This window comes from Streptomyces sp. NPDC015127, assembly GCF_043080095.1.
In the GTDB taxonomy this organism is placed as follows: domain Bacteria; phylum Actinomycetota; class Actinomycetes; order Streptomycetales; family Streptomycetaceae; genus Streptomyces.
The window spans coordinates 20,835-34,557 of record NZ_JBIBVE010000021.1; the positions used below are offsets into that span (position 1 = coordinate 20,835).

General features: G+C 72.6%; 17 protein-coding genes. 10 read left to right on the forward strand and 7 right to left on the reverse strand.

Annotation, left to right across the window (positions count from 1 at the left end):
* Nucleotides 1-564 precede the first annotated feature (564 nt).
* The gene (locus ACF08N_RS32140; protein ID WP_392328241.1) at nucleotides 565-1,410 is read left to right on the forward strand and encodes a VOC family protein; all 846 of its coding nucleotides are present in this window, start codon (nucleotides 565-567) and stop codon (nucleotides 1,408-1,410) included.
* Nucleotides 1,411-1,456: 46 nt separating this feature from the next.
* On the forward strand, nucleotides 1,457-2,137 hold the full coding sequence (locus tag ACF08N_RS32145; RefSeq protein ID WP_392328242.1) for an HAD family hydrolase: 681 nt from the start codon (nucleotides 1,457-1,459) through the stop codon (nucleotides 2,135-2,137).
* Between the two features lie 51 nt (nucleotides 2,138-2,188).
* On the opposite strand, the gene ACF08N_RS32150 is transcribed toward ACF08N_RS32145, so the two are convergent.
* Nucleotides 2,189-3,226 (reverse strand): NAD-dependent epimerase/dehydratase family protein, encoded by a 1,038-nt coding sequence (locus ACF08N_RS32150; RefSeq protein WP_392328243.1) that lies wholly within the window; start codon nucleotides 3,224-3,226, stop codon nucleotides 2,189-2,191.
* A gap of 201 nt (nucleotides 3,227-3,427) precedes the next feature.
* On the opposite strand from ACF08N_RS32150, the gene ACF08N_RS32155 reads away from it, so the two are divergent.
* The 5 genes from ACF08N_RS32155 (at nucleotide 3,428) to ACF08N_RS32175 (ending at nucleotide 7,039) form a co-directional block, all read left to right on the forward strand.
* Entirely contained in the window at nucleotides 3,428-4,114 is a 687-nt protein-coding gene (locus tag ACF08N_RS32155) for a HemK2/MTQ2 family protein methyltransferase (protein ID WP_392328244.1), read from the forward strand.
* Nucleotides 4,098-4,298: a CDGSH iron-sulfur domain-containing protein gene (locus tag ACF08N_RS32160; protein ID WP_392328245.1), complete on the forward strand. Its 201-nt coding sequence runs from the start codon at nucleotides 4,098-4,100 to the stop codon at nucleotides 4,296-4,298. The genes ACF08N_RS32155 and ACF08N_RS32160 overlap by 17 nt, the downstream gene beginning before the upstream one ends.
* A 5-nt stretch (nucleotides 4,299-4,303) precedes the next feature.
* Nucleotides 4,304-5,320: an iron-containing redox enzyme family protein gene (locus ACF08N_RS32165; RefSeq protein ID WP_392328246.1), complete on the forward strand. Its 1,017-nt coding sequence runs from the start codon at nucleotides 4,304-4,306 to the stop codon at nucleotides 5,318-5,320.
* A gap of 165 nt (nucleotides 5,321-5,485) precedes the next feature.
* Nucleotides 5,486-5,731: a DUF5133 domain-containing protein gene (locus ACF08N_RS32170; protein ID WP_392328247.1), complete on the forward strand. Its 246-nt coding sequence runs from the start codon at nucleotides 5,486-5,488 to the stop codon at nucleotides 5,729-5,731.
* 69 nt (nucleotides 5,732-5,800) lie between these two features.
* A complete protein-coding gene (locus ACF08N_RS32175) occupies nucleotides 5,801-7,039 on the forward strand; it encodes an aromatic acid exporter family protein (protein ID WP_392328248.1) in 1,239 nt (412 codons plus the stop codon).
* A 12-nt stretch (nucleotides 7,040-7,051) separates the two neighbouring features.
* Here the strand turns inward: ACF08N_RS32175 and ACF08N_RS32180 are convergent, their stop codons facing one another.
* From ACF08N_RS32180 to ACF08N_RS32200, 5 genes are all read right to left on the reverse strand, one after another.
* On the reverse strand, nucleotides 7,052-8,317 hold the full coding sequence (locus tag ACF08N_RS32180; protein ID WP_392328249.1) for a cytochrome P450: 1,266 nt from the start codon (nucleotides 8,315-8,317) through the stop codon (nucleotides 7,052-7,054).
* A gap of 55 nt (nucleotides 8,318-8,372) precedes the next feature.
* Nucleotides 8,373-9,161: an RNA polymerase sigma factor SigF gene (locus ACF08N_RS32185; protein ID WP_392328250.1), complete on the reverse strand. Its 789-nt coding sequence runs from the start codon at nucleotides 9,159-9,161 to the stop codon at nucleotides 8,373-8,375.
* Nucleotides 9,162-9,354: 193 nt separating this feature from the next.
* Nucleotides 9,355-10,095 (reverse strand): metallophosphoesterase, encoded by a 741-nt coding sequence (locus ACF08N_RS32190; RefSeq protein WP_392328251.1) that lies wholly within the window; start codon nucleotides 10,093-10,095, stop codon nucleotides 9,355-9,357.
* Nucleotides 10,092-10,346: a BON domain-containing protein gene (locus tag ACF08N_RS32195; RefSeq protein ID WP_392328252.1), complete on the reverse strand. Its 255-nt coding sequence runs from the start codon at nucleotides 10,344-10,346 to the stop codon at nucleotides 10,092-10,094. The genes ACF08N_RS32190 and ACF08N_RS32195 overlap by 4 nt, the downstream gene beginning before the upstream one ends.
* The gene (locus ACF08N_RS32200; RefSeq protein ID WP_392328253.1) at nucleotides 10,343-11,041 is read right to left on the reverse strand and encodes a nucleotidyltransferase family protein; all 699 of its coding nucleotides are present in this window, start codon (nucleotides 11,039-11,041) and stop codon (nucleotides 10,343-10,345) included. The genes ACF08N_RS32195 and ACF08N_RS32200 overlap by 4 nt, the downstream gene beginning before the upstream one ends.
* A gap of 260 nt (nucleotides 11,042-11,301) precedes the next feature.
* Here ACF08N_RS32200 and ACF08N_RS32205 point away from each other — a divergent pair, with 260 nt between their 5' ends.
* Entirely contained in the window at nucleotides 11,302-11,700 is a 399-nt protein-coding gene (locus ACF08N_RS32205) for an STAS domain-containing protein (protein ID WP_392328254.1), read from the forward strand.
* Between the two features lie 11 nt (nucleotides 11,701-11,711).
* On the forward strand, nucleotides 11,712-12,209 hold the full coding sequence (locus ACF08N_RS32210) for an ATP-binding protein (protein ID WP_392328255.1): 498 nt from the start codon (nucleotides 11,712-11,714) through the stop codon (nucleotides 12,207-12,209).
* Nucleotides 12,210-12,238: 29 nt separating this feature from the next.
* Here ACF08N_RS32210 and ACF08N_RS32215 read toward each other — a convergent pair whose 3' ends face one another.
* Nucleotides 12,239-13,114, reverse strand: a complete 876-nt coding sequence (locus ACF08N_RS32215; RefSeq protein ID WP_392328256.1) for a SigB/SigF/SigG family RNA polymerase sigma factor — start codon at nucleotides 13,112-13,114, stop codon at nucleotides 12,239-12,241.
* Nucleotides 13,115-13,242: 128 nt separating this feature from the next.
* On the opposite strand from ACF08N_RS32215, the gene ACF08N_RS32220 reads away from it, so the two are divergent.
* A complete protein-coding gene (locus ACF08N_RS32220) occupies nucleotides 13,243-13,665 on the forward strand; it encodes an ATP-binding protein (protein ID WP_392328257.1) in 423 nt (140 codons plus the stop codon).
* Nucleotides 13,666-13,723 lie beyond the last annotated feature (58 nt).

Here is a 13,723-nt window from a genome sequence, read left to right on the forward strand (position 1 = left end):
GCGGCCGGGACCGTCGTGTCATCGAGCGGAGGGGCGCCGGCGTTCACGCGGGGCTGCTCGGTGGACGCGCCCGCGGGTGTCATGCGGAGTGCCTCCGGTGCGGCGGGGCGGGGTGGCTGCGGGACGTCGCGGTCCGGTCGGCGCGGCTGCGGAAGCCCATCGCCGCCTCGCACCCGGGAGCGCGTACGACACGGCGGACGGCTCGGTCGCCTGCCGCGTGGGCGTGGGCTGGGGCGCGGCATGGCCGACGCGTCGAGTGCGTGGCGACCCGCCCCGTGCCCGGCCCAGCCGTCGCACGGGCCCTCGGTGCATGAAGCCCCATGGCCCGCCGGGGCGCGCCCGCGCCGCAGCTCCGCACCGGGGATTATCGATCCGTCGAGCGGGCACCCGCAGTGCGCACGGATCCGCACCCGCAGCCGGCCGTGGCGACACCGTCACATGGAGTGATCACAGGGCTAGCCTCTTCCCGCCGCACGGAGGAACATGGGTTCCGGGACGCGGCCAGCCAGGCGTCGGCGCCCCGATGACAGGTCCCAGCCGAGCCCACGACAGCCGGACATGGTGATGAACGACAAGACGACCCCGGCCCGGTCCGCGACCGCCGCGCAGAGCGCGGCGGTGTTCGGCGCACCCTGCTGGGTCAGCCTCATGGCCCGCGACCTCAAGGCCGCCCAGGACTTCTACGGCGCCGTGCTCGGATGGGAGTTCCGCAAGGGCAGGCTCGGCGAGGAGTTCAGCGTCGCCCTCGCCGACGGCGCGCCCGTCGCAGGTATCGGCGCTCTCGCCCCCCGGCTGACGGTCGCCGTCGCCTGGACCCCGTACTTCGCGGTCAGGGACGCCGACGAGGCGGCCGGACGGATCAGGGAGCGCAGCGGCACCATCGCGGTCGGCCCCCTCTCGCTGGCCACCGGCCGCGGGCTGCTCGCCGCCGACCGCGACGGCGCGGTGTTCGGCATCTGGGAGGGCGAGCTGGTCAGGGACTGGCCCGCCTGGCAGGACAACGCCCCCGCCTGGATCAGGCTGCTGGCCAGGGACGCCTTCGAATCCGCGATCTTCTACGGGGAGATCCTCGACTGGGCCACCGACAAGCCCGGGTGCTGCGAGGTCAGCTACGCGGAGGACGCGGTCCTTCTCCACCGTGCCGGACGCGTCCTCGCCCGGCTCACCTCCGGCGCCGACGGCACCGCGATCAACCCGCTCCTGCACCCGCGCTGGCACGTCCACTTCGCGGTCAAGGACGTCGAGGAGACCGCGCACACGGCCCGCAGACACGGTGCGACGCTGCTCGGCGAGCGCTCCACGTCCCGCGGGATGGAGGCCAGCCTGCGCGACCCGGACGGGGCGATCTTCACGGTCAGCTCGCTGGACGACACGGTGCCGGGCCCCGATCCGGACCTCGTCGGCCCATAGGCCGGAGGGGCGCCGCCCCGGCCCGGCAGACGCAGAGAGGCCCGCCATGGAACGAGCCGCCGTCTTCGACGTGGACGGGACCCTCGTCGACACGAACCATCTGCACGTCGTCGCCTGGTGGGAGGCCTTCCGGCAGGCGGGCCACCGCGTTGCCATGCACGACATCCACCGCGCCGTCGGCCTGCCGGGCGGCGACCTCGTGGCCCACCTGCTCGGCGACGACCGCGACAGCGCCCAGGACGATGCCGTCAAGGCTGCTCACAAGGCCCTGTACGCCACCTACTTCGACCGGCTGCCGACCCTGGAGCAGGCGGGGCAGTTGCTGCGTACCCTCTCCCGCTCCGGCTGGACCGTGGTGCTCGCGACCTCGGCGTCGGGCACGGAGCTCGCGGCCCTGCGGCGGGCCCTCGACGCGGACGACGCCGTCAGCGCCATGGCGAGCGCCGACGACGTCGCCGAGGGCAAGCCCGCGCCGGAGCCGGTCCAGCAGGCACTGGAGCTCGCCGGGGTGCCCGCCGAACGAGCCGTCTTCGTCGGCGACACGGTGTGGGACATGCGGGCCGCACGGCGCGCGGGCGTGCTGTGCGTCGGCCTCCTGTGCGGCGGCATCCCGCGCGCCGACCTCGTCGAGGCGGGTGCGGACGCGGTCCACGATCATCCGGCGGATCTGCTCCGCGCGCTGCACACCGGCCCGTTCGCGGAGATCGTGCGCCGCACCACTGGCTGAACCACCCGTGACGCGCACCCCACCACAGGGCGCGCCACGGTGCGGCCCGTGTCAGTGCGCCCGGTGACCCGCCAGCGGTGCCGTGTCCTCGCCGCTGCCCTCCCGCAGGCCCCGCAGGAACTCCTGCAGCGCCTCCACCGACGTGTGCTCCGGACGCCAGTCGAGCTCCTCCCGCGCACGCGAGGAGTCCATCAGCGGCAGACGCAGCACGGCGTCGAAGAGCTGGGGCGACGCCGGGACGAGGCGCATCGCCCAGGCCGCGGCCAGCGCGGCGTGCACGGGCCCCTTCGGCACCCGCACGACGCGCGCGTCGAGCAGTTCGCCGAGCACGTGCGCGTCGATCACCGGATCGGCGGTCAGGTTGAAGGCCCCGCGCGCGTCGAGCAGCACGGCGAGGAGATAGGCGCGCGCGGCGTCGTGGGTGTGCAGGACCTGGAACCGGAGCCCTTCGATGTCCGGCACCACGGGCACCAGCGACGGCCTGATCAGCGGGCCGGGCACGAAACGCCCGGCGAAGATGCGGCGCTGCTCGCTGGCGGAGCTCTCCTTGAACAGGAAGCCGGGGCGCATCCGCACCACCCGCACCTGCGGATGCCGCTCCTCGAAGGCGTCGAGCACCCGCTCCAGATATGCCTTCTCACGGCAGTACGCGGCCCCGGGCACGCCATGGGTGGGCCACGACTCGTCCACTCCCGGCGGGGACTTCGGCCCGGGGGCGTACGCGCCGACCGACGACGCGTGCACCAGCGCCGGGACACGCGCCGCGGCCACGGCGTCGAAGACCCGCAGCGAACCGAGGACGTTGCTCTGCCAGGTGGTGCCGGGATCGTGCGTGGGCTGGAACCGCCAGGCCAGGTGCACCACCGCATCGGCGTCCTCGAAATGCCGGGTGAGGTCGGCCGTCGCGTCCTCGGCCGCGAGGTCGACGGCGGCCCATTCCGTCCGGGACAGGCGCAGTCCGGGCGTGCGGCGCGCCAGCCCGAGGACCGATGCGATCCGCGAATCGTCCGAGAGCGCCCGCACCACACTCGTGCCGACGTTCCCCGTCGCCCCCGTGACCACCACTCGCAGCCCTGTCGTCGTACTCATGGGGCCTCCGTCGTGCCGTTGTTGAACAGTCGGATGTTCGGTGGCGTCCGAGTCCCCCCGGCGGTCCGGCCGAAACGGCCGGGATGCGCCCGGACTCGCCGGCCGGTCCCGCGAATGATCGGGATGAAAACCGCCGATGCGGGGCACCCGGGGATCACGGCCGGGCGACGACCGCCCGCACGAGACCCAGAGGTGGCGAGGATGGCAACGGCCGCGACGCCGGACAGGACTCTCTCGCCGGTGCTGCTGCGCACTCCGGGCGTGTACGTCCCGCAGAGGGACACGTTCCTGCTGGCCGACGCGATGGCGCGCGAGCCGCTGGGGCCCGGCGCCGACGTACTCGACGTCGGAACGGGCTCCGGAGCCCTGGCGCTCGCGGCCGCACGGCGCGGCGCCCGGGTGACCGCCGTCGACTCCTCCTGGCGTGCCGTGCTCACCACGCGCGCAAACGCGGTGCTCGCCGGTCACCGCGTCGAGGTGCTGCACGGCGACCTTCTCGCCCCCGCCGCCGGCCGCCGTTTCGATCTGATCGTCGCCAATCCGCCGTACGTGCCGGCACCCCGGACGCGGCCGCCCCGGCGCGGCCCGGCCGTCGCCTGGGACGCGGGCCCCGACGGGAGGGCGGTACTGGACCGGCTCTGTGACGGTGCCGCGGCGCTCCTGCGCCCCCGGGGGGCGCTGCTGATGGTGCAGTCCGCGCTGTGCGGCGTGGCGCCCACCCTGGAGCGGCTGCGGCGCACGGGGCTGGACCCGGTCGTCGTGGACCGCGAGCAGGTGCCGTTCGGCCCGGTGCTGAGGTCCCGTGCCGCATGGCTGCGACAGCGGGGGCTGATCGCCCCCGGCGAGGACAAGGAAGAGCTGGTGATCGTCCGTGCCGACAGGATCTGAGCGGCCCCGCCGCATCACGCCGACCCGTGAGGGCCCGCTGCTCGTCGAGGGCCCCGTCGAGGTCGTCCTCGACGACGGCACCGTCGCCACCTCGGACCGTTTCACGGTCGCGCTGTGCACCTGCCGTCGCAGCCGGGCCTACCCGTGGTGCGACACCAGCCACCGTCGACGGATGAGGGAGTGAGCGCCGTGCATGCCCCCACGCCCCTCGGACGGGGAACGACGGAGCGGGAACTGCCGCAGGCCCGCGGAGACCTGTCGGGTGCAGTCCTGGACGCCCTGCGCGGCGCGCCCGCCGTGGCCAGGCTTCCCGGCACCGGCGAGGCCGAACGAGCCGACCCGCTCGGCGACGACCTGCAACTCGCGCTCTACGCCTGTTACGAACTGCACTACCTGGGCTTCACCGCAGTCGACGCGGCCTGGGAGTGGGACCCCGACCTGCTGCGGCTGCGCGCGGCCATGGAGGAGACCTTCCTGTGCGCCCTGCGCGCCGGGACCACCGGCCACCCGGACCTCGCGGACGCGCTCGACGCCCTGCTCGTCGAGCCGGTCCGCGGCACCGGGGTCAGCCAGTACCTGCACGACGAAGGGTCGCTGTGGCAACTGCGCGAGTACGCGGCCCAGCGCTCCCTCTACCACCTGAAGGAGGCCGATCCGCACGTGTGGGTCGTTCCGCGTCTGCGCGGCCGGGCGAAAGCGGCCTTCGTCGCCGTCGAGTTCGACGAGTTCGGCGGCGGCCGACCCGAACGCATCCATGCCCGGCTCTTCGCCGACCTCATGACCGATCTCGGGCTCGACACCGCCTACGGCCGCTACGTGGACGCCGCGTCCGCGCAGATGCTGGCGACGGTCAACCTGATGTCCCTGCTGGGGTTGCACCGCGCCCACCGCGGCGCCCTGGTGGGGCACTTCGCGGCGGTCGAGGTGACCTCCCCGCCCGCCTCGCGGCGGCTGGCCGCGGCGATGCGCCGCACGGGGGCGGGCAGCGCGGCCCAGCGCTTCTACGACGAGCACGTCACCGCGGACGCCGTCCACGAACAGGTCGTACGCCGGGACGTCATCGGCGGGCTGCTCGAGGACGAGCCGTCCCTCGCGCCGGAGGTGGCGTTCGGCATCGCCGCCACGGCGTTCGTCGAGGACCGCTTCGGCGAGCAACTGCTGGGCGCCTGGCGGCAAGGGGCCACCAGCCTGCGGACGCAGGTGTGACGTGACACGGCGCTGCCGCGGGGTTCGGCCGTACGGATACGAACCACTACGCAAGGTGATCGTCTGCGTGGCGGACTTGGCTGCTCCGGATCACAATGAGGCACCGGACGGACGTCGATCCGCCGCGTGGCTGGGGGCCGCAGAAACCGGGAGACCACGATGCTGATGCCCGACACGAGCGTCATCACCAGGCTGATTGCCCGCTACCGGGCCCAGGAACACCACCTCCTCGCCGCTCCTCACGACGAGCACGCCCGAAGACGCTTCGAGGACACCGCGTACACGCTGTGCGTCCTGATGTGCGAGCGCACGGCCCGCGAGGCGGTACTGGCCGCCGAACGCTACGTACACCGCCGCATCCGCTCCGGCGCGCAGCCCATGGGCAAGCGTGCGGCGTCCGGCGGCTGCTGACGGAGCGGGCGTCCGCAGCGGCCGGCCGGACCGGCGAGGGAAGGCCGACCCGGCCCAGGAAGGACCAAGGTGCCCGAAGTCCGCAGAGCGCTTCCCGAGCCCGTCGTCGGTTTCGTGCGCCGGCGCAAGGAACCGGTCGTCACCCAGACTCTGCGCTCCACGGCGGCGGCGACCATCTCCTACGTCGTCGCCCTGCAGGCGGTCAGCAGCACCGCCCCGCCGCTGACCGCCCCCCTCACCGCGCTCCTGGTCGTCCAGGTCACCCTCTACTCCACGCTCACCACCGGTGTACGCCGGGTCAACTCGGTCGTCGTCGGTGTGCTCATCGCCATCGGGTTCAGCGTGCTCGTCGGACTGAGCTGGTGGAGCCTCGGACTGATCATCCTGGCGTCTCTGGTGATCGGGCACTTCGTGCGCGTCGACGAGTTCGTCCCCGAGGTCGCGATCAGCGCCATGCTCGTGCTCGGCGTGACCCAGGTCGCCGACACCGCCTGGGACCGGGTGCTGGAGACGCTGATCGGTGCCGTGGTGGGGCTGCTGTTCAACTTCGTCTTCGTACCGCCCGTGTGGGTCGAGACGGCGGGGAGCTCCATCGAGGACCTGGCGCGGCGCATGCGGCGGCTCCTGATGCTGATCGGCGAGGAACTGACCCGTCCCACGCCCGTCGAGCGGGCCGCGGCCCGTCTCCACGAGGCCCGCCGGCTCGACAACGACGTCGCCGACGTGGATGCGGCCCTGCGGCAGGCTGAGGACAGCCTGCGGTTCAACCCCCGGGTCAAGGAGGGGCTGCTGCACCGCATCGTGCTGCGCACCGGCCTGGACACGCTGGAGATCTGCGCGGTCGTCCTGCGCGTACTGGCCCGCACGATCACGGATCTCGCCAAGGAACGCAGGGACGAGGCCCTCTTCACGCACGAGGTGGGCGTCGCCCTCGAGGAACTCCTCGCGCATGTCGCCGACACGCTCGTCAGCTTCGCCGTCCTCGTCACCACCACGACCAGCGGCAGCGCGGACGCCGCCGAGGAGCGGCTGACCGGTGAACTCGCCGCCGCCCGTACCAGCCGCGACAACGTGGCCGAGCTGCTGCTCCAGGACGTACGGCAGCTGCCCCGCCACTGGCAGCTGTACGGCGCCCTGCTCACCGAGATCGACCGCATCCTCGACGAGCTCGATCTCGACCACCGCTCCCGACGCCTGATGGAGGAGCTCGACCGTCACACCCGGGAGCAGCGGGCGCGCCGTCCGAAGCTGTCCGCGTTGCTGGAGCGGGCGAGGGGCCGCGGGCCGAGCAGGTCCGCGGCCCGCTGACGCCGGTGTGTGTCAGTCCTCAGGGGCCGACCGCACGGTGATCACAAAGCCGTCCGCGGGGCGGGTGGGGATCCGGCTCAGCGGGATGGACAGATCCTGCGGCGGCACGTCGTACTCCAGCCGTGCCAGCCGTACCGCCAGCGTCGCGAGGAGCGCGACGGCGATGTCCTCACCGGGACAGCGGTGGCCGGTCGCCACGTCGCCGCCGCCCTGCGGAATGAACGTGTACGCGTCGGCGGGAGGGCCGTCGGCGAAACGCGCCGGATCGAAGATGTACGGATCGGGCCACAGTGCCGGGTCGTGCTGGTGGCCGTACACATCGAGGACGATCAGCGTGTCCTCGGGGATCTCCTCGCCCTCCCAGCGCACGTCCGACGCCGCCAGACCGGTCACGAAGGGCGTGAACGGGTAGAAGCGGCGCACTTCGTGGGTGAACGCCTCGGCGAACGCGGGACCGCCCGCGCGCAGTGCGTCGCGGTGCTGGGGCCAGCGGTGCAGCGCGTGCGCGGCGAACGTCAGGAACCAGGCGACGGCAGCCGTGGGGCGCAGGACGTTGAGGACTTCCACCGCCGCGGTGTGCGTGTCCAGCGGTTTGCCGTCTCCGTTCCGGTGCAGCGCGACGGCGCGCAGCGCCGAGCCGGGGTGGGCGCCGTCCTCGTCCGGGACCGCGTCCTGGCGCACCGCCTCGATCAGCTCCCCGACCCGGGCCTCCTGTCGGGCCCGGGCCTGCCGCGCCCGCCAGTGCCGGGGTCCCGGCGTCGCGAAACCGTCGACCATGGCCACCAGGTCGTCCGCGACGGCAGGGGCCTCGTCGTCGCCGAGCGGCATGCCCGCCCAGGAGGAGACCGCACGCGTGATCACCCGGGCGGCCTCGGTGAACAGCTCGGTCCGGGGCATCGCGGCCCACGACCGGGCCGCCAGGTCCCACTCGGTGCCGGCCTGCTCCGCGAGCGCGCTCACGGCTCTCTCATCCTTGAGGAGGGACACGAACAGTGCCTTGCGCACCCGGTGGCTCTCACCGTCCAGGGTGTGCACGGCCCCGTGCCCGAACAGTGTGTCGACCACGGGACCGGGCAGTGCCGTGCGGCGCTTGACGTGGCGTTCGTCGTAGAAGAAGCGTGCCGCGTCCCTACCGTGCAGGACGATGGCGCGGTGGCCCAGCAGGCGGGTGTGGACGGGCGCTCCGCCCTCCCGGCGCAGCAGGTCGGGGAGCCAGGCGTAACCCTGGGTCAGGACGGAGAGAGTGGCGTCGGGGCGCAGTGTCTCGCGGAGATCCATGCGCTCAGGGTTCCCCGGACGGTGGCCGGAATGCCCACTTTCGCGGCATTACCGCTCATGCGGCGTCCCGCATGACCTCGTTGCGCAGCTGGTCGCAGCAGCGGCTGATGAGCCGGGAGACGTGCATCTGCGAGATGCCGAGCGTCTGGGCGATGCTGCTCTGCGTCATGTCGCGGAAGAAACGCATGTACAGGATGTTCTGCTCGCGCTCCGGCAGCTTGCGCAGGCCGGGTTTGACCGCCTCGCGGTCGACCAGCACGTCGATGGCCGGATCGGCGGAGCCGAGGGTGTCCCCGAGTGAGTAGCCGTCGTCCGCGCCCGGCAGCTCGGCGTCCAGGGACAGGGCCGTGAAGCTCTCCAGGGCCTCCAGGCCGAGGAGTGCGTCCTCCTCGCAGACGCCGGCGCGATCGGCGATCTCGGCGACCGTGGGGGAGCGGCCCGAAATGGTCTGGGTCAGGTCCTGGCGTGCGAAGCGGACGCGGTTGCGCAGGTCCTGCACCCGGCGGGGCACGTGCAGGGCCCACATGTGGTCGCGGAAGTGACGTTTGACCTCACCGACGACCGTGGGGACGGCGAAACTCTCGAACGCCCCGCGCGAGGGATCGTAGCGGTCGACTGCCTTCACCAGGCCGAGTGCGGCGACCTGTTGGAGGTCTTCGAGGGATTCACCGCGGTTGCGGAACCGGCCCGCGATTCGTTCCGCCATGGGCAGCCACGCCGCGACGATCTCCTGCCGCAGCTCCTGCCGCTCCGGCCCGTCGTCCAGCTCGGCCATCTTCCGGAAGGCCTCTGTGGTGTCGGGGGCGTCGGAGTGCGAGTGCTTGCCTTGTGCCAGCGTGCGCATGATGTCGGGTCTTCCTGCAGGGTGTGGTGCCTTGAAGGATTCGACTCACCCGCAGAAACGGCTCTGGGCCGGTCTCCCGCACCCGGAGCTTCGGCTCCCGCGGGGCGTGCTTCCGTCCGAAGCACATCACGCGGCTGCCCGGGACTTCACGGCCAAAACGTGCCACACGGGGCACTTTCGCCGGGGGACCCGCTTACAGCACGGCCGGTGCGCGCACCGGCAGGTGGTACACGGCGAAGGCGTGCCCGATGACCGGCTGGGCGACGTTGCGCACCTTCACACCGCCGGCCGTCAGGCCGTGCTCCGTGCCCAGATGCGCGTGTCCGTGCACGGCGAGGTCGGCGCGACCCTCGTCCACCGCCTCGGCCAGCAGGTAGCTGCCCAGGAACGGGTAGATCTCCGGCGGCTCACCGGCGAGCGTGTCCGGTACGGGGGAGTAGTGCGTCAGCGCGATCCGCGCGGCGCAGCCGCGGTCCTCCAGCTCCAGCAGCGAACGGCACAGGTCCGCCGCGCACCGCCGGGTGTAGCGGACGAACGCCTTCATCTCCGGTTCGCCGAACTCGCCCGCGCTGCGCCCCGCGAACCCGCCGCAGAAGCCCTTCGTACCGGCGACCCCGAGCCGGGTGCCGTCGATGTCCAGCACGGTGCCCGAGCCCTCGAGCACCGTGACCCCGGCCCGCTGGAGGACCGTGGTGACCTTGTCCTCCTGGTCGCTCTGGTAGTCGTGGTTGCCCAGTACGGCGACGACGGGCACCGGCAGCCCCTCGACCTCCCCGGCCACGACCTCCGCCTCCTCCACCGTGCCGTGCCGGGTCAGATCACCGGCGAGCAGCAGGATGTCGGCGCTCTTGCCGAGGGTGTCGAAGGCCGGCCGCAGCGCTCCACGGCTGTCCGGGCCCAGATGGATGTCTCCGACGGCGGCTATGCGAATCACTCCAGCTCCTCGGGGCGTTCGGGGGCGGTCCCGGAGGCGATCACCAGATCGGCCCGCATCGGCAGTCCGGCGAGTTCGGCTTCGGCGATACGCAGGATCTGGGTCCTGCACGACGCGCTGGACACGGTGCCGTTCAGATGCACGTAGCCACCGCGCATGTCGATCTGGACGCCCAGTTCCGCGATGTCGTCCTCCGCGAGCCGCTCGCGCAGCCGCGCGATGCGGTACTCGGACGCCTCGAGGCCTTTCATGGCACACCTCCCGGGCCGCCGGTACGCGGCGAGATCACGTCGAGCCGTTCCAGCAGGTAGAGGAACGCGTCGGGCATCGGGGACCCACCGTGCTCACGGCGCAGCGCGTCCCAGTCGACCCGTTCCCGCAGGGCCCGTGCGACGGGCAGCAGCCGGCCGAAGTCGCAGTGGTGCTCGGACAGCGCCGCGAGCCTGCTGCTCATGAGGTCGGTCGGCGCCAGTACCGGCATGTGCACACTGTCCACCGGCAGGATCTCCGCCCGGTCCAGCATCTCCTTGGTGACCGGACGGTGCGCCAGCTCGAAGATCAGGTCGATCTCCTCTCCGCCGGTCCGCGCCTTCACGAGCCAGTCCTCCGGCGGGGACACGACCTCCACCCCTCCCCGGGTGAGGGCCTGGACGACGCCCTCCGCGTCCTTGCGCCGCAGACAGAAGTCCGAGTCGTGCTGCAGGCGCAACGGGACCCCGTACGCGTACACTGCGACGCTTCCGACCAGGGCGAACGGGTAACCCGACGCCTTGAGCAGCGCCGCCACCTCTTTGGTGGCCTCGAGGATGGCCTGGGTGTGGTCCTCGGGCAGCGGCGGGGGTTCCGTCCGGGACGCCGGGGCCCCCGCAGGGCCGCCCGCGCCCGCGACCCGGCCGGAGATCGGCCGCACCCGCGGAGTGCGGGGACTGTCCTGGATGGGGTTCATCGCCGGTGCTCCGTCCAACGTCGGGAACGTCTGGTACCCCTTCGGCGGCTGTTGACCCATGGTCCCACCAGTCCGGGTGGAATTGTCAGGGGACCGGTGTGCACGCGTCGCCGGCGGGTACCCGCAGCGTCTCCCGGTACGCCGTTCCCTGCCGGTCCGACGGCGTGGCGGCGCCAACGGGAGCGGTGGCCGCGACCGGTCGGCCGGGCAACAGTCGAAGAGCCGGAATCCGGCGCGAGGTGTCGAGGAGGCGGGAACCCATGGGCCCGGAAGCCACCACAGGGGCCGGGGACGAGGCGGCCGCCGGAGGCGGGCGGTTCTCCGTGACCACCGAGCGGCGGGCGGACGCCGTCGTCCTCACGCTCAGCGGCGAACTCGACCACGACACGGCCGAGCCGCTGCGCGAGGCACTGGAGCGGCACGTGCGCCAGGGAGCCAGGCGCATCCTCGTCGACTGCGGTCCCCTCGGCTTCTGCGACTCCACCGGCCTGAACATCCTGCTGCACGCGAGGCTTGCCGCGCAGGAGGCGGGAGGCCGTATCGAACTCGCAGGGCTGCGCCCGCCGGTGGCGCGGATGTTCGAGATCACCGGAGCGCACGCGGTCTTCCAGATGTACGCCGGCGTCGAGGAAGCGCTGGCGGACGAGCGGCCGGCATAGCGGGGGGCCCGATGAACACGACCCTCCGCGGCCCGGGCCAGACCCGGAGGCTGGCGCTGTACGGCACGCAGGGCGTGGTGAGCCGGTGCCGCGACTTCACGCAGGACGCGCTGTACGACTGGGGATGGACCGAGGCCAGGGACCTGATCGGACTCGACGACGAGAACGGTGAAGTCGTCGAGGACGTGCTGCTGCTCGTCTCCGAGATCGTGACCAACGCGTGCCTGCACGCGGGCGGCCCGCGGGAGCTCGTGCTCCACCAGGCCGGGCCGCGGCTGCGGATCGAGGTCGCGGACCCCAGCCCCGAGCCGCCGCGCCGCCGCGTGCCTAACGACCTCACGCAGCCCGGCGGCCACGGCCTGATCATCCTGGAACGTCTGGCCCACGACTGGGGCTCGGAACGCCGCGGCTCGGGGAAGGTGGTCTGGGTCGAGGTCCCCGTCCCCCCGCCCGCCCGCCGCGGCAGAGCAGCGGGCGGCGCGGCACCGACGGGACCGCTCGGGCCGTGAAACCCGTCGCGGCCGGTCAGGGCAGCCGGTCAGGCCATGATCCCTTCGCGCAGCGTGGCGAGGATCCGCGCGAGCAGGCGGGAGACGTGCATCTGCGAGATGCCCAGCCGCTCGCCTATCTCCGCCTGGGTGAGCTCCTCACGGAACCGCAGGGACAGGATGAGCCGGTCGCGCTCGTCCAGCATCGCGATGAGGGGCTTGAGCGCTTCCATGGACTCCACGATGTCGAAAGCGGGGTCCTCCACGCCCAGACGGCGCGAGACGCCGGTGGACGTGTCCTCCTCGTTGACCGCCGTGTCCAGCGACTGGGCGGTGTAGCCGTTGGACGCGCGCTCGCCCTCCAGCACCTCCTCCTCACTGACGTGCAGATGCGCGGCCAGCTCTGCGGTGGTCGGCCTGCGGCCGAGCTGCTGCTCCAGCACGTCGAGCGCCTTCGCGAGGTCGATGCGCAGCTCCTGCAGACGCCGCGGGACGCGGACCGACCAGCTGGAGTCGCGGAAGTACCGTTTGATCTCCCCGATCACGGTGGGCAGCGCGAAGGAGGCGAACTCGACCTCGCGGTGCACGTCGAACCGGTTGATCGCCTTGATGAGGCCGATCGTGCCGACCTGGATGATGTCGTCCATCGGCTCGGCCCGGTTGCCGAACCGCGCCGCCGCGAATTTCACCAGGCTCAGGTTGAGCTCGACCAGCGTGTTGCGGACGTACGCGTACTCCGCGGAGCCTTCGTCGAGCTCGGCCAGGCGCTGCAGAAGCGCCGTGGAGAGCGGACGGGCGTCCGCGGGACCGACAGCCCGCGGATCACGGATCTCCGGCAGCCCGGCCACCGCGGTGCGGGCGGCCCGTCCGGGCCACGGCGACGCGGCCGGTGCGTGGGGAGGCGGGGTTTCTGTGGGGCTGGACATCGGGTTTCCTTCGACGGGGGCGAGGCCGGCGCTGTCGGCTGCAGCGGGACCGTCGGGCGAATCCCTGTTCTGGTAGGCATTCCCCATTTTGCGTGCTTTGAAGCCGATTTGCTGGGCACTGGCACCGTATGGGAAGCCCACCGGAACTGAGCCCGGTCTCGACCGGCCGCCGGTTCGCCCTCGACGGCGGACCCGGGGTCGTGGCGCGCTGCCGCGACCTGACGCGCCAGGCCCTGTACGACTGGTTCCCGCTGACCCGGCCGGACGCGGCGGTGGCGGTCGGTGACGTGCTGCTGCTGGTGTCCGAGGTGGTCACCAACGCGTGCCGGCACGGTGGCTTTCCGTACGAGCTCGAACTCGACCGCGGCCCCGGCCGCATCTGGGTGCAGGTCAGCGACACCAGCGCGGTCCGACCCCGCCCCCTCCCGCACCGCGCGTCCCGCTCCTCGGGGCACGGCCTCTACCTGCTGGAGCGGCTCTCCGCCGACTGGGGATGGGCACGGCACGGCACCGGCAAGACGGTGTGGTTCGCCGTCGACCTCCCCGAGTGAGAGCCCCCGGCCGCGAGCACTCCCGCTGGGGTGTCCCGCCCATGCCTGCGTGCCACAG

Excerpts from the sequence above, each read along its gene's own strand:
- ACF08N_RS32180 (WP_392328249.1), bottom strand. The coding sequence starts at position 8,317 with ATGGATCTCCGCGAGACACTGCGCCCCGACGCCACTCTCTCCGTCCTG.
- ACF08N_RS32200 (WP_392328253.1), bottom strand. The coding sequence starts at position 11,041 with ATGAACCCCATCCAGGACAGTCCCCGCACTCCGCGGGTGCGGCCGATC.
- ACF08N_RS32140 (WP_392328241.1), top strand. The coding sequence starts at position 565 with ATGAACGACAAGACGACCCCGGCCCGGTCCGCGACCGCCGCGCAGAGC.
- ACF08N_RS32170 (WP_392328247.1), top strand. The coding sequence starts at position 5,486 with ATGCCCGACACGAGCGTCATCACCAGGCTGATTGCCCGCTACCGGGCC.
- ACF08N_RS32205 (WP_392328254.1), top strand. The coding sequence starts at position 11,302 with ATGGGCCCGGAAGCCACCACAGGGGCCGGGGACGAGGCGGCCGCCGGA.
- ACF08N_RS32195 (WP_392328252.1), bottom strand. The coding sequence starts at position 10,346 with ATGAAAGGCCTCGAGGCGTCCGAGTACCGCATCGCGCGGCTGCGCGAG.
- ACF08N_RS32215 (WP_392328256.1), bottom strand. The coding sequence starts at position 13,114 with ATGTCCAGCCCCACAGAAACCCCGCCTCCCCACGCACCGGCCGCGTCG.
- ACF08N_RS32210 (WP_392328255.1), top strand. The coding sequence starts at position 11,712 with ATGAACACGACCCTCCGCGGCCCGGGCCAGACCCGGAGGCTGGCGCTG.
- ACF08N_RS32150 (WP_392328243.1), bottom strand. The coding sequence starts at position 3,226 with ATGAGTACGACGACAGGGCTGCGAGTGGTGGTCACGGGGGCGACGGGG.
- ACF08N_RS32220 (WP_392328257.1), top strand. The coding sequence starts at position 13,243 with ATGGGAAGCCCACCGGAACTGAGCCCGGTCTCGACCGGCCGCCGGTTC.
- ACF08N_RS32145 (WP_392328242.1), top strand. The coding sequence starts at position 1,457 with ATGGAACGAGCCGCCGTCTTCGACGTGGACGGGACCCTCGTCGACACG.
- ACF08N_RS32155 (WP_392328244.1), top strand. The coding sequence starts at position 3,428 with ATGGCAACGGCCGCGACGCCGGACAGGACTCTCTCGCCGGTGCTGCTG.
- ACF08N_RS32185 (WP_392328250.1), bottom strand. The coding sequence starts at position 9,161 with ATGCGCACGCTGGCACAAGGCAAGCACTCGCACTCCGACGCCCCCGAC.